Annotated in this window: 11 protein-coding genes, 9 tRNA genes and 1 rRNA gene; all 21 read right to left on the bottom strand. The window is 39.5% G+C overall.

Annotated features, from left to right (window positions below):
• Positions 1-33: 33 nt before the first annotated feature.
• The 21 genes from ACFQ19_RS18305 to rrf all read right to left on the bottom strand — a co-directional run bounded on the left by ACFQ19_RS18305 (position 34) and on the right by rrf (position 13889).
• Positions 34-1701 (bottom strand): hypothetical protein, encoded by a 1668-nt coding sequence (locus ACFQ19_RS18305; RefSeq protein ID WP_379594123.1) that lies wholly within the window; start codon positions 1699-1701, stop codon positions 34-36.
• 79 nt (positions 1702-1780) lie between these two features.
• Positions 1781-2131, bottom strand: coding sequence for a Uma2 family endonuclease (locus tag ACFQ19_RS18300; RefSeq protein ID WP_379594122.1), 351 nt, complete (start codon positions 2129-2131; stop codon positions 1781-1783).
• A gap of 257 nt (positions 2132-2388) precedes the next feature.
• Positions 2389-2799 (bottom strand): DUF3021 domain-containing protein, encoded by a 411-nt coding sequence (locus ACFQ19_RS18295; protein WP_379594121.1) that lies wholly within the window; start codon positions 2797-2799, stop codon positions 2389-2391.
• 1 nt (position 2800) lies between these two features.
• On the bottom strand, positions 2801-3250 hold the full coding sequence (locus ACFQ19_RS18290) for a LytTR family DNA-binding domain-containing protein (protein ID WP_379594119.1): 450 nt from the start codon (positions 3248-3250) through the stop codon (positions 2801-2803).
• Positions 3251-3283: 33 nt separating this feature from the next.
• Positions 3284-4033 carry an ABC transporter permease gene (locus ACFQ19_RS18285; protein WP_379594118.1) on the bottom strand — a complete coding sequence of 250 codons (750 nt, stop codon included), beginning with the start codon at positions 4031-4033 and terminating at the stop codon, positions 3284-3286.
• Between the two features lie 21 nt (positions 4034-4054).
• A complete protein-coding gene (locus tag ACFQ19_RS18280; RefSeq protein WP_379594117.1) occupies positions 4055-4954 on the bottom strand; it encodes an ABC transporter ATP-binding protein in 900 nt (299 codons plus the stop codon).
• Positions 4955-5185: 231 nt separating this feature from the next.
• Positions 5186-6322, bottom strand: a complete 1137-nt coding sequence (locus ACFQ19_RS18275; RefSeq protein WP_379594116.1) for a DUF418 domain-containing protein — start codon at positions 6320-6322, stop codon at positions 5186-5188.
• A 535-nt stretch (positions 6323-6857) separates the two neighbouring features.
• Positions 6858-8396: an MFS transporter gene (locus ACFQ19_RS18270; RefSeq protein WP_379594115.1), complete on the bottom strand. Its 1539-nt coding sequence runs from the start codon at positions 8394-8396 to the stop codon at positions 6858-6860.
• A 99-nt stretch (positions 8397-8495) separates the two neighbouring features.
• Complete coding sequence (locus tag ACFQ19_RS18265) at positions 8496-9347, bottom strand: arylamine N-acetyltransferase (protein WP_379594114.1); 852 nt, start codon at positions 9345-9347, stop codon at positions 8496-8498.
• A 147-nt stretch (positions 9348-9494) separates the two neighbouring features.
• Positions 9495-10130 carry a response regulator gene (locus ACFQ19_RS18260; protein WP_379594113.1) on the bottom strand — a complete coding sequence of 212 codons (636 nt, stop codon included), beginning with the start codon at positions 10128-10130 and terminating at the stop codon, positions 9495-9497.
• A 6-nt stretch (positions 10131-10136) separates the two neighbouring features.
• A complete protein-coding gene (locus ACFQ19_RS18255) occupies positions 10137-11816 on the bottom strand; it encodes a GAF domain-containing sensor histidine kinase (protein ID WP_379594112.1) in 1680 nt (559 codons plus the stop codon).
• Positions 11817-12708: 892 nt separating this feature from the next.
• Positions 12709-12782: transfer RNA gene (locus ACFQ19_RS18250), tRNA-Ile, on the bottom strand.
• A gap of 14 nt (positions 12783-12796) precedes the next feature.
• Positions 12797-12867, bottom strand: a tRNA-Gly gene (locus ACFQ19_RS18245).
• 12 nt (positions 12868-12879) lie between these two features.
• A tRNA-Tyr gene (locus tag ACFQ19_RS18240) sits at positions 12880-12965 on the bottom strand.
• A gap of 14 nt (positions 12966-12979) precedes the next feature.
• A tRNA-Phe gene (locus tag ACFQ19_RS18235) sits at positions 12980-13055 on the bottom strand.
• 15 nt (positions 13056-13070) lie between these two features.
• Positions 13071-13163 (bottom strand) — tRNA-Ser (locus tag ACFQ19_RS18230).
• A gap of 45 nt (positions 13164-13208) precedes the next feature.
• A tRNA-Asp gene (locus ACFQ19_RS18225) sits at positions 13209-13285 on the bottom strand.
• 4 nt (positions 13286-13289) lie between these two features.
• Positions 13290-13366: transfer RNA gene (locus tag ACFQ19_RS18220), tRNA-Met, on the bottom strand.
• Positions 13367-13388: 22 nt separating this feature from the next.
• Positions 13389-13464: transfer RNA gene (locus ACFQ19_RS18215), tRNA-Val, on the bottom strand.
• A gap of 107 nt (positions 13465-13571) precedes the next feature.
• Positions 13572-13646: transfer RNA gene (locus tag ACFQ19_RS18210), tRNA-Glu, on the bottom strand.
• 127 nt (positions 13647-13773) lie between these two features.
• A 5S ribosomal RNA gene (gene rrf, locus ACFQ19_RS18205) occupies positions 13774-13889 on the bottom strand.
• Positions 13890-14101: the final 212 nt, after the last annotated feature.

Below are 14101 nucleotides of genomic sequence, written 5' to 3'. Positions count from 1 at the left end.
CAACTGATAAATAGTAAACTACAGAGAATCCCTTTAACTTAAAGCATTTAACTCCGCTTTAAAAGCTCTTTTCCGGGAATGCGCTTTTCTAAAGTGCTCTACCCACTCCGCTTTGCCGTTTGCTTCTCCACTGGATTCCATCGCTTCACCAAATGCCGCAATTAACTCGGCTGGTTTATAATAGCTCTTACGATATCCTCCACCAACAACAGATTCCGTGCGTTTATCTATTTCCTTTTGCAGCCATGCAGCGTACGTTTCATATTGCTCATCTGTTATGTCTATTTTTTCTTTCCAATATAAAAAGCGTTCTGTAAAGCTCTTTTCTTCATCCTTATCTCCCAGTCTTATAGCTATACCTTTAAGCAGTTTCTGTCCAGCTTTCGGCAACTGCTTATTTTTGTTCAGCATCAAAACAAAAAGAGGAACGATGACACCTTTAAAATGGGAGCTCCAGCCTAATTGTATTTTAGAATTTTGGCATTGTTTCATCACTTCATCAAATTCCTGATTAAAAAAATGAATTGCCTTCTTACGTTCTTCAGAGAGCGTATTCATGCGTAACTGTTCATTTTTTCGTTCACGGAAGGATGGTCCTCTATTTTCTGGCAGTATAGCTGCAAATCCAGCTGCTTGCCTCGTTATTTGTTCATATCCCGGCAATTCAAATAATCGTACATAGTGACTTATGGTAGATTCCGCGTAAAACGCAGCTTCATAGCATTCCTTTACGGTTTCGCCGTTCCCCAATTGAATTGCTGCTTTTGCTGTAAGATCCGCAATCTGCCCACGGAGTACCAATTTCTGAGGCAATAAACGAATTGCTTGCAGCCCCACTTTTTCACAGTCCAAAAATGCTGCTTCACGGAGGTAGTATTCGCATGCATTTTTGTACAAAATAGGATGTCTTTTAGAAACAGATTGGGCTACTTCCACTAAATGATGGACTCCCCCTTGATACATACAAGCTTCTGTCAACAGTCTTCCTGCCAAATCACCGTCTTTCTTTTTTAAATAAGAAATCCACTCTTCCATAAATGCAGAAATGCCATGTAATTCTTCCGGTCCGACTATGAATACTTCTTCCACTTTTATACTTTCCGTCATCCTCCACGATATAAAATATCGATACAGTGTATTTACTCTATCTTTTCCGTCAAATACTTGGTAAGCTGCGTACATTAAATGAAGCATACTGTCTTTTAGATCGATATCTGCCAAATCTTCTGCAATCAGTTCTTCCAGTTCCAGTTCAAATTCTTCTCCCACCTCTACATCAACTGCGGTAAATTCCATACTGCATAACCGTTCAAATAACTCATGGGATTGTTTGTATTCTTTCAAATACAATAAATCCTCTGCAGTTTGAAATGCTTCCGAGAGCGTTTTTCCTACTTCAAAGACATCTGTGTATTCATTTATCCATTCTCCATAACGGCTTTCTCCATAAGCTTCATAACCAGTACATTCTATATAGATATTTTGATTTTCTATTTCTTCACACCATGCTTCTATCTCATTTATTACCGCTTGTGCTGGATAATTTATTTCTGTACGTATATTCATTAAACTATCTAAAAATTTCTGACGCTGGGTTTCATGTGTTTTTCTCGCTGTTTCTCGAATCCAGTCATCCTTTTCTTCCTCAGACACGGTGGCCAGGCTGTCATCCACCTGCTTCATAAAGTCTCTGTAGTTCATTGTGATTTCATCTCCCTTCAAAAATTATTCCTTTGCAGTACTGATCATGTACTACATAAGGGTTTTAAGTACGACTCCCCTATATAAATATTTGCTCTAAATCTAATTCTAAATTAGACAGTATATTAACAGAAATCGTATCGCTTTTTGTAAAGACTCCTTTAAATGTATATTGCTTGTCAGTTAGCAGATGGATTTCTACAGATTCATTCACCGGATCAACAATCCAGTATTCTTTCACTCCTGCTTCTTCATAAAGGCGATATTTTATCCAACGATCTAGTTTAACAGATGCAGGTGAAAGGATTTCGACAATCATATCTGGAGATCCATTACATCCTTTGTCATCCAATTTTTCGGAGTCGTATATAATAGATAAGTCAGGTTGAACCACATTATTTATCTCATTATCCTTCTTAATTTTGTCCAAACAACCGTGCATCAAAGGAAGCAAAAACTACTTCACACTTCTTTCCCTTCAACGCGTGTTTTACAATTATCATAGCATAGTCATCAAAACAATTAACTCATTTAACATAGATAAGCTTCTCACAAGTAAATATATCGATTTCGATAGTATTTTTCTATACTTATTTTATCATTTCTTGATACGTCATCATCAAAAAAGACTGAAACATATCTTTTCTGAATAACCCATATTCAGCAAAAATGTTTCAGCCCCCATATCTATTTATTTTTATGCAAATATTTATTTAATTCCTCTTCCTGTCTTTTGAAGTATAGATACCAGCAAGACCAATTGATGACATACAGCAGAATGAAAGCCAGACTGCTCCATAATATCACCCAGCCGTCGAGAAGAATCCATCCAGCCATACCAGCGATAACAAGCCAGGCACTATACGTAAGAACAAAATGAATAACCGACTTTTTAATAAGATGATTGCCGCTTTCTCCAAAGATAAGAGACGTCACGCCAGTATAGACGCCTAATAACATGCTGGCGCCCAAATGCATCCAAATTTCTGATACACTAGCTTCCCAGGCATTGAATTTCATCACAGTGAGGACAATAAACGTAATTATCGCACCAATAGCGATGCCCAGCGTCGAACGCTTTAATATATCAAGTATCATATCACTGCCCTCCCTGCATCAGTTTGTCTTTAATGGCACTGACATATTTTCGCGTAATATATTCCTTGTTGCCAGATTGAAAATAAACACATAAATTTCCATTAAAAGAAGCTTCAAATTTTTCAATACGATGAATATTCCCGATGACTGACTTGGAAAAGCGCATAAAACCATGAGGAACCAAGAACTCCTCCACTTCATAGAGCTTCATTCGCACTTCAAAATGCCAATCCTTAGAAACAGCATAGATTTTTCGTTTTTCCGCATGAATGTAATCTATTTCTTTTGGATCCAACAGGACCGTCTGCTCTTCATCAATACCAAATAAACGCTGCTGTTTTTCCTTTCTAATTACGTTCACAATATCCTCCAGTTCCTGTGTCCATTCCTTAGCCTGGATAGTGATTTGCGTTCCCTCGTATTTATCATCGATATCGATGTTTATTTTCATTCCGATCCCTCCAAATACGCTTCCTATCTTCTGCTAGTTTACAGCTCGTTTTAGAAAATACGGGTATCGGATCATGGCAATAATAAATGCTGCTAAACCAATTGCAAATAATACGCCTAACGTTTGGAATAACTCCGAAACTTGCGTGGTTCCTGCCATCGCATCCTGGAAAGACTGATGCGCCCAGTATTGTGGCAGGAAACGGGCGATGGTCTGCATAAAGTCCGGCATCATTTCTAGCGGCATCCATAATCCACTCAGCATTGCTCCGCCGAGAGCAATAATTTGTGTAATCGCTATTCCCATATTTTCCGTATTTACTATTAGTGACATGGCAAGCCCAAGTGCTGTCACTGTAAATGTGATAAACAAGGACAAAATCAACAAGATAATTGGTTCCCCTAATGAAATATCGTAAACGACCTTTCCAAATAAAAATAACACAATAATCTGAAATAATACAATAAACATGAAAGGGAGCCACTTGCCTAGTAAATAAGAATAGCTTTTGAGAGGAGTACTTGCCAGCCTTGCTGTCATCCCTTTATCCCTGTCTTTAATAAACACCTCCACCATCGAAATCATAATAAAAAAGACAAACATCACAACATACCCTGGAACAATGGATTGAATAACCTCCTGCCTCGTTGCATCATCGACACCTGATGTAAATATAGCAATAAATAATACCGTAAATAGAATCGGTAAAAGAAATATCCAAAACACAAGTCCTTTATCCTGTACATGCTTTTTTAATTCAACAATCATCACAGCATTCATCATAAAACACCTCCAGTTTTATTTTTAATCTCTCAAGTTGCTTCCAGTCAACCTGAAAAATACGTCCTCTAACCGTGGCCGTACAAGCTCTAGCCGCTCTATATCAATGTCATTCTCTCTACAATAGGAAATCACATTTTCCATTGCTGAAAGAACTTCTTCTGTATAGATAAAAAATGCATTTTTCTCCTGTGAAACTTCACCATAGGCTTCCAGCTGCTCGGTAGAAATACGATCTGCTTTGATATAAATGGAAGGGGTCGCATATTGTTGAAGCAATTCACTAACCACACCGTTTTCTACCATTTTCCCTCTATCGAGAAAAGCAACATTATCACAGAGTCTTTCCACTTCCTCCATGTAATGGCTGGCATAAATAACAGTTTTTCCAGCTGTTTTTAGTTCTTCAATCATTTGAAAAATATATTGGCGTGATTGCGGATCAATACCGACTGTCGGCTCATCCATGATAATCAATTCTGGATTATGCATCAGCGCAGATCCAATATTGAGTCTGCGTTTCATTCCTCCTGAAAACGTGGATACTTTATCCTTGCTTCTTTCACTAAGCCCAATGAGTGTCAATACTTCCTTTGTCCGTTCAGCTAATTTACTCTCGTTTAATCCATATATTCTTCCAAATAGATATAAGTTGCCAGATGCTGTGATATTTTCCTCTAAAACAATATCCTGTGGAACATAGCCTAATTTCTGTTTTGTTTTGTCGGAGATTTGTTGTTCATTAAATTCAATTTTCCCTTCGTAATCGCGGATAATAGAAGTAATCATTTTAATTAAAGTCGATTTTCCTGCCCCATTCGGGCCGACCAATCCATAGCAGATTCTCCCAGGAATGGTCATGGAAATATCTTTTAACGCTTCCGTCTTCTCATAATGTTTTGTTACATTATTGATTATCAGCATACTCACCATCTCCTTTCACTTATATTATGGCAAAGCAATCCAGGACTGCGGGAAGGAATAGAATAAGATGCAAAGTTCTATGTATGAGAAGCTGAAATTTATGCATAAAAAATTGCTCCTAAATTGCGATACTGCTTGTCAATATTGATTCCAGACATACAGACATCGTTAAAATTCTTCATTATAAAATCATAATGACAATGTTTGCTTATCCTATTTTCATTTGATTCATCATTTTTTGAATGGGCGATAAGATAACCTGCGCCAAACCCATTCTAAAGGCCCTGTTCCTAAAAATTTCATAAATAATTCGGATATAAACATCATCAGAATAGTAATTCCAGCAAATGCGATAAATGTTCCAAAAGCCCCTGTAATTGGAGCCAATTGAAACCCCCAACTATAAAATAAAATGGAGGCGACAATATTTTGAAGAACGTAACAGCTAAGAGCCGTTTGACCAATTGCTTCAAATCGTTTCACGAACCAACGTAAGACTCCTGCTTCCATAAGCCAAGCAATTAAACCAATATAGCCAACTGATAGTACCGGTGCAAACAAATAACGAACTGGGATTTCAAAGTAACCTCCAGGTACAAGCGCAAGTAAATTAAGTGGCAACCCTACACCGACACCCCAATATAATAATTTTCGTCTAATACGTTGTCCGTTCCCATCTGATGCAAACGCGCCTGCTCTCATAAGGCGAATACCAAATAAATAGAGGAACATATTCATAAATAAAATAGCAATTGCTTCCATTCGCAAGGAACCAAAACCTATTAGTCTGTATTGAATTTGTTCCAAATACGTACCCTTCATATAAATATCCGCTGTCCCTGCCGCCAAATGATCCATCATCGTTAAAAATTCAGGGTCTTGCAACACAAAGATCATGGATAAGGTAACGAATAAAACACCACTCACATGAATAGCAACAGTTACACGCATCCATCGTGTCACAACCTTCTCCCTGTATCTGATAATGAATGCTACAATTACCCCAGTAATGGCGTAACTCATCAATATATCGTAATCAAATACAAAAAGGTAGTGCAATAGACCATCCATAAATAAAATGACCATTGTCCATATATACACTGGAAGCCAAGGTAATTGGCTCCGCAATGTCTTCCGGTATTTTAATTCTAATCCGATCCCAAACAGGATAGTTAATAAACCAAGAAATTTTCCATTAATAAAGACGGATTGAAGATTTTCAAATATGGAATTGCCACTATCTCCCCCTATAAACATGGATAAAGAATCACCAGGGTGAGTAAACAACCAAATATTTGTTCCAAGCGTCCCAATAATAGCAAATCCACGTAAAACATCTAATAAACGAATTCTAGACTGCTTTTCCAACGCTATCTCTTCTCCTTATTGTTCTATTATTTAAATTCATACTGTAATCTTTTTATTTATCTTGATTCATAGCTTTTAACGTAGTAGCTGTAACAAAAAAGGTTAAACAAATGATTGCTGTAGAAACAACGATTGCTACTGATAAAGACATGATACATTTCCTCCTCTAATAAAAATATCTTTTAAAATCAATGGCTTTTCACCTTGTTTGATTGATCTCCTTTCACTTATATTATGGCAAAGCAATGGAGGCTTTTGAGAAGAGAAGGAATAACATGCAAAGCTATTCGTATGAAAAGCTAAATTTTTTACATGAAATATATACAGGTTGATGGACGGATCATGTTGGTGTAATTGTTAAACTAAAGTGGACAGTTATTGCTAAATAAAACGGAACACTTTGGATACGGGTGAAAGGGGCTGTTAGACAATGAATTTATTGTCTAACAGCCCCTTTTCTTCAAAAAGAATATAAGCTTGTGTTGTACTTTTTTCATGATTGAAATTAAACATTCCAGAACTTAAAAACAGCTATTCAGTCCCCCTTCCCTATATATCTAAACTTCCATATAATAATAACCATTAAACCAAACAATCCAATTGCAGTTATTCCATAAATTGTTTGAAGTGCAACCGTAAACGACGATTGGATTGCTTGAAGCATTTCCGGTAAACTTTCTGATACAGCGATAGCAGAACCAACATTTTCCATAACTGAATCAGCTATTTCTGAAGGCACTCCAGCAGGGACGGAATCCATCAAAGCCAAGCGGTAAACCAACATTCCAAGACTTCCAATAAATGCAATGCTCATTACCGAGCCAAATCCGCCGCTGACATCCGACATCGCAGAAGCAGAACCGGCACGTTCTTGCGGAACACTGGAGATAAGCTGTTCACCAGTAATTGTCATCACAGGTCCTACTCCAAATGCAAGCAGGGAAGCACCAATAATTAAAATAAGTGATCCTGCATCATGCACCGTTAATATAATAAGCAGTGCACCAACTAATGCAATTAAAAGTCCCATGACCATGGCGTATGCCGGGCGAATCCATCTTGTAAGTACGGGTGATATCAAGGTCCCCGCCATTGACAGAAGTGCAGGGATGATCAATAAAAGCCCCGCCTCTGTTGGAGTAAGCCCAACAACTGCTTGCAAATGCTGGGCAAAAAACATATCTGCCCCAGTTGTTACAAGGATGATAACCATCAAAGCAATCAAGGAAAAATTAAATATGCGGATTCGAAACATGCTCAAATCCAATAATGGGTCTTCCGCTTTTAACTGTCGACGAATAAATAGAATGCCAGCTCCAATCCCAATCACTATTGATCCAGCATAAAGCATATTAAAACCGGCGTTAGCTATTTCCTGTAAGCCAAAAATAAATGTTACTAATGCAAATGAGGATAACAAAACACTGATAAAATCGATACGTTTTGAATCCTTGTTACGATATTCAGGAAGAAGGGGTGATACGGCTAATAAGACAATTGCAATCGGGACATTAATGAGAAATACAGAGCCCCATCCAAAATAATCAAGAAGCAGCCCGCCCATTGGAGGACCTAATGCCATACCGGCTGAGAATGCACTAAGATTAATAGCGATGGCAACTGAAAATTGCTTTGGGTCAAAAAACATATTCCGCAGTAAAGACATCGTGGACGGCATCACAGTTGCAGTCGCAACACCAAGCATTGCTCTCGCAGCAATTAACATCCAGGGCTCTGTTGAAAATGCGGCAAGAAAGGAAGCTGCTCCATAGACAGATACACCAATCATAAGCAGCCGTCTTCTTCCTACATTGTCACCCAGACGTCCCATCGTTAACGCAAATCCCACTGCCAGCAATTCGCCAACATGGATAATCCAAAGCATTTGTGTCCCGCCAGGTTCCAAATCAGCAGCAATGGATGGCGTGGCGAGAAAAAGAACGGTCATATCAGTTGAAAGCATAAAAACTGCCAATGTTAAAGCTCCCAGCCCTATCCATTCCCGCCATGTTGCTCTTGACGTTTCTTCCATATTCCCGTTATTGCCTCCTTCACTATCGTTTGTGTTACTCATAGCTGCATACTCCTCTATTCATATGACTTAACTATTTCCAAACTCAGAGTTATTGTTCACTTTTACGAATCTTTCTTTACGCTCGCTAGTTTTTCTGTCTTATCGTGTAAAAATATCTGTCCCCAGTTCCTCAAGAACATCTATTGCCTCTTCGACCGGCAATTTAGGAAGTTCAAATTCCTGATTGATAACCTTGCGAATAGCCTGACGATCTGCCAAAACATGCTTTTCAACTTCTCCGTCCCTATATTGAATACTTAACACATTATCAACTAAAGACAGAGACCGCTGTTGATCCAGTTGCCAGATTTGGCAGCGTAAATGTGACGTAAATAATCCATTGGGTTGAAAATATTCTTTAATTGCTGACTGAAAATCATCAAATTGGTAGATTTTCTTTGTATCAAAATCCCAAACCATATTTTCAGATACTTCTCCATTTGCAGATCGATAATACGTATGTGTTCCTCGTTCATCTCCCGGACGAAGCCTTATTTCCACTCTTCCAAATCTGGAGACATTCGTCGGATTTGTCTGCAAATGAACTGGTTCAAAAAAAGGAGCACCATTCCCGGCATCGACATACACCTCTTCCGCTTCACCTGGAATCTGAACGAGCAAAGCCACATGTCCCCCGCCTAAAAAAGCATAACGGCTTTGGAAACCAAGTTCTTTTAATAGCTGATGAAGGCTGCTGTTAATGACGTAACACGTTCCACCCATATGATACTGAAATAATTGTTTAACAAATCGCTCCTCATCTTGAACAAGCTTTCCTTTTTGGTGATACTCCTCAAATTGCAGTAATGTGCTAATATTTTCAAAAGGTATCTGGTTTAAGTGAGCGCTGGATATTTCCGTTAAATATTCCAGCGAAGGCTCTTTCACAGAGACTTGAATATAGTGCAAATAGTCTCTCGCCCATTCGGGTAATTGTTTTTGATTCCTCATTCTTGTCACGCTCCTTTATTTCTTATTTTTAATCTACTCTAACTATACTGATTCTAGAAATCTAACACACCATACAGTTGTCTAAAAATTCCATACAAAAAAAGCCTTATCATCAATAAGACCTTTTCTAAGACAATCGTCGTATATTTATTTTTCGAACCACTTATGTTTTAAAGCATGTATCGCTGCTTGTGTTCGATCTTGAGCCTCCATTTTTCCAAGAATACTGGTAATATGTGTTTTCACTGTTTTCTCTGTAATATAAAGTGCCGCAGCAATCTCCTTATTACTTTCTCCATACGTGATATGTTCCAAAACCACACGCTCTCTTGGAGTCAACTCATAGTAACTGGATTGATTCTCATCTTCTTTGGAGACATGCACCATTAAATAACTGGATATTTGCGGATGAAGCGAGGTTCCTCCATCCATGACGGCGATGAGCGTTTCTTCCAGAATATTTGGATCCACATCTTTAAGTTGATAACCGCTGGCACCCGCTCGAATTGCCGGTATGACATGGTCTTTATCAGAAGAACTGGTCAATATAACGACCTTCACATTGGGATAATCTGCTTTGATTTGCCTGGTCGCCTCGATTCCATCCATATTTGGCATAATCACATCCATCAACACAATATTCGGCTGAAGTTTTTCCACCTGCTGTAACGCTTCTTTTCCATCTTGAGCTTCTCCAACAATATCAATATCAGGCCGTGTTTGCAGAAAAAAGCGCAGACCTTTTAAAACGACAAGATGGTCATCGACAAGTAATACTTTCAAAAGCAATCACCTTCCTTTTCTATCGTTTGGAACACGGATAATAATCGTCGTCCCTCTTCCTTTTTCACTGTTGATATGGAAAGAACCGTCAAGTTCTTCGGCTCTTTCTTTCATACTTGTAATACCAAGCGATTGTTGTTTCTCAACAGCGCCTCCGCTGCCTTGATCAATCACTTTCATCATAAAACCATCCGAATCAGATTCCATGACAATTGCAGCTTTCGATGTCCCTGCATGTTTTTGAATATTATTCAATGCTTCCTGTCCAATTCGCCATAACGCTTCTTTACACGATTGGCTAAGCTCTAAATTATCTGGAGCCTTCATGGATAAATCGATTCCAATTTTTTGTGCATATTCGTTCAATGAAGTAATCAGTCCTTGTTCCAGATGATCGGGACGAAGCTGCCAGATCAAACTCCGCATATCTACCAGTGCTTCTTTTGAAAGCTGCTGAACCTCCAAAATACCCTCCATAATTGAACTTTCTTTCTTATTGATTAGTCCTTGCAGCCCTCCTGATATTAACGAGAGAGCAAACAATTTTTGATTAACGGAGTCGTGTAAATCCCGGGCAAGCCGATTTCTTTCCTTACTGACAAGCAACGCTTCCCATTCTTCATACAAACGAATGCGTTCCATCCCCATTGAAAAATGATTCGCAAGCCCTTCCAGCATTCCAATCTCCAAATAATCACATGCTGTCGTACTTCGGCTGAGCAATAACACACCGAATGTCTCCTCAGGTCTGTCACGCATAAACAACGGGAGGGCGATGGAATAAAGAGAATGATGATCTTTCAAAGAGGAAAAATGCAATGGATTCTTATTGTCTTGTAACGTCCGTTGCTGAACATAAGCTCTTCGAATCAGATCTGGCTGAGAAAGGTTCATTTTTTGCTCTGTATCAAAAACCTCTTTAGGTCCGTGATCATCTAAACAAATTTGGACCGTTAGTATCTCCTGCTCCATTGTAATAATGGCTGCATGTGTCCAATGAGGTAAATAATGGTGCAGCTCCTGCATGATTCTCTGAAGCAATTCATTCCGGTTCCGAACATTGCCGACTTCTTGTTTAATCCTTTCAGCATTGGCATAAGCCTCGATCAGATAACGCGCTGTAGCATTCACCTCTTTTTTGGTTTGCTGTTGATGTAAACGTGTCCGCTCTACTGCTGCACCTATTTGATAAGCAATAGTTTCCAAAAGAATAAGGTCATCCTCATGAAAGCGATGACGTCCAGGGGAAGCTAAGTTAAGTAAGCCAATTTTCTTCCCGCGAATGGTAAGAGGAATACTCGCATGGTGAGTAAGTCCCCGTGTTTCCCCCATCTTGTCCGTGACGGCCTGTTTTAGACGAATACATTTCACATGGTTAACAGCCTGTTGCATATGCCCTTCCCAATAAAGCTGCAAACACGTACAATCAGTACAGCCTTCCTGACAATGCATCAGTTCTTCTCTATTATCAGCCATTGCAGGCGGTAGTTGATAATCAGCAGCCAGCTGATAAAAGGTATTATCCTCTGTTAAAAAAAGCCATCCGGTTTCCAGTTCCATTAATTCAAGCAGCCGCTCTAATGATAATTGCAATATTTCATGGAGATCCGTACTTTTATTTAATGTCTCCGAAATTTCACGCTGGATTTGCAATGCTTTGTAATACTTTGATGGGCGACTCGACATCCAACCATCCCCTCTTATCCGTGTATATAGTGACCCTTCTCTTTGAAAGTAACTTTTTTCTCCGTTAAATCTATAAACAAAACAGGGTAACCTTAAATAATGACCCACCATGGGTAAGCGGTTTCTTTTTGTGATTAACGTAGCAAACACATTAAGTCTTAGCAAGTTACTTATTTCAAAATTAATCATCTCACAATTTCTCCAAAATTGCCGTTAATTGCTCAATATACTTCTCTCATGTTGAAAGCAGCTTTAAGGTTATATACTTTTTTGTATAATCTACTCTTTAGAATGATAACAATGAATATGAAAGCACGTTATATGCATCATTTTTAGTCACAATTATTATATCCGCACTGTTTACACAATCTATTTTCATATGAATGCGTTTAAAATGTTCTCAATTGTTGGATAATCTCATGATGAGGTACCTGCTATTCTTATTGAAACACACTATCAGTTACTATGCTAGCTAACAGACAGGGTTAAGGTTAAATGATATTTTATATGGATAAACCATACACATCTTGATCCTTACAGTAGTCGGATGTCTCATTCGAAATTTTACTATTATCGTCCGTTGCCTTATTGTTATTTGGGTTTGGGTTTTCTATGTATTTCACATACGAAATTTAAGTGATGGAGTGAGACTGTTTTAAATACTTTGAACCAGCCATCTCTATTTGTTTAAGAAATCTGTTTCTACGAGCGTCTAATTAAACGTAAATGAAGAATCCCCTTATAAAAATAAAAAAAGACGTTAGCGAATTTCCACTCTATCTCCTCTCAAAAAAAGAGGACAAGGGTTTCTTTCACCAACGTCGAATATTATATATACAACCGAAAAACCATATAGTGAGGAATCATACTTTAAGTCCTCAACTATAAATAATGGGCCTGAGTGGACTCGAACCACCGACCTCACGCTTATCAGGCGTGCGCTCTAACCAGCTGAGCTACAGGCCCATTTACATAATAAAAGCGGGTGAAGGGAATCGAACCCTCATCATCAGCTTGGAAGGCTGAGGTTTTACCACTAAACTACACCCGCATATAAAAATTATGGTGGGGGGAGTAGGACTCGAACCTACGAACCCAATGGGAGCGGATTTACAGTCCGCCGCGTTTGGCCAACTTCGCTATCCCCCCGTTTTTTGAAAAGATGGTGGCTCGGGACGGAATCGAACCGCCGACACAAGGATTTTCAGTCCTCTGCTCTACCGACTGAGCTACCAAGCCCGTTATTATTATGTATGGAGGAGGTAGAGGGATTCGAACCCCCGCGCGGTTTGACCCGCCTCTCGGTTTTCAAGACCGACCCCTTCAGCCAGACTTGGGTATACCTCCACGTTATTTAAAATCTTGCAAACACATTAAAATCATTAGTAAATATGGCGGTCCGGACGGGACTCGAACCCGCGACCTCCTGCGTGACAGGCAGGCATTCTAACCAACTGAACTACCGGACCATTTTGGTTGCGGGGGCAGGATTTGAACCTGCGACCTCTGGGTTATGAGCCCAACGAGCTGCCAGACTGCTCCACCCCGCGATATAAATTTATGAACCTTATATGGTGGAGGATGCAGGGCTCGAACCTGCGACCCCCTGCTTGTAAGGCAGGTGCTCTCCCAGCTGAGCTAATCCTCCGAAGTACAGGATGTACGAGTGCACATGTTGTAACAATGCTTTCCGATGGGGCGAGTAATCGCAGTCCCACGACGTTGCGAACTTAACATGCCTTCTTTGAAACAAATTGGTGACCCGTACGGGATTCGAACCCGTGTTACCGCCGTGAAAGGGCGGTGTCTTAACCACTTGACCAACGGGCCAGTTAATTATTTTAACTGATAGACAAATAAATAATTTCACAGGCAGACTTTTAAAGTGAACTTTAAATCTACGATCAATCGGGAATAACCGATATTCTACCTTTAAGGTACTGTGAAATAATGTATTGCCTGGCGGCGTCCTACTCTCGCAGGGGGAAGCCCCCGACTACCATCGGCGCTGAAGAACTTAACTTCTGTGTTCGGCATGAGAACAGGTGTGACCTCTTCGCTGTCGCCACCAGACCTACAGGATGTAGGTCGTTCGATGTTGTCCACAAGGACGTGGACGGTCTTAATCGAACATCCTTAACTATTATCTTGTACAGGGTTTGTACCCTGAAAACTAAATAAGCGTAAGGCGACATGAAAAAACTTAGATAAGTCCTCAATCGATTAGTATCCGTCAGCTGCACGTGTCGCCACGCTTCCACCTCGGACCTATCAACCTCATCGTC

Origin of the sequence: Oceanobacillus locisalsi, assembly GCF_042675985.1 — a bacterium.
Classification (GTDB): domain Bacteria; phylum Bacillota; class Bacilli; order Bacillales; family Amphibacillaceae; genus Oceanobacillus; species Oceanobacillus locisalsi.
The sequence above is the reverse complement of the archived record's forward strand: the minus strand, read 5'-3'. Positions and strand labels throughout refer to the sequence as shown.

Bases quoted from the DNA above. Each gene is read 5' to 3' on its own strand.
- ACFQ19_RS18295 (WP_379594121.1), bottom strand. From the start codon at position 2,799: ATGATACTTGATATATTAAAGCGTTCGACGCTGGGCATCGCTATTGGT.
- ACFQ19_RS18255 (WP_379594112.1), bottom strand. From the start codon at position 11,816: ATGTCGAGTCGCCCATCAAAGTATTACAAAGCATTGCAAATCCAGCGT.
- ACFQ19_RS18290 (WP_379594119.1), bottom strand. From the start codon at position 3,250: ATGAAAATAAACATCGATATCGATGATAAATACGAGGGAACGCAAATC.
- ACFQ19_RS18270 (WP_379594115.1), bottom strand. From the start codon at position 8,396: ATGAGTAACACAAACGATAGTGAAGGAGGCAATAACGGGAATATGGAA.
- ACFQ19_RS18305 (WP_379594123.1), bottom strand. From the start codon at position 1,701: ATGAACTACAGAGACTTTATGAAGCAGGTGGATGACAGCCTGGCCACC.
- ACFQ19_RS18280 (WP_379594117.1), bottom strand. From the start codon at position 4,954: ATGCTGATAATCAATAATGTAACAAAACATTATGAGAAGACGGAAGCG.
- ACFQ19_RS18285 (WP_379594118.1), bottom strand. From the start codon at position 4,033: ATGATGAATGCTGTGATGATTGTTGAATTAAAAAAGCATGTACAGGAT.
- ACFQ19_RS18265 (WP_379594114.1), bottom strand. From the start codon at position 9,347: ATGAGGAATCAAAAACAATTACCCGAATGGGCGAGAGACTATTTGCAC.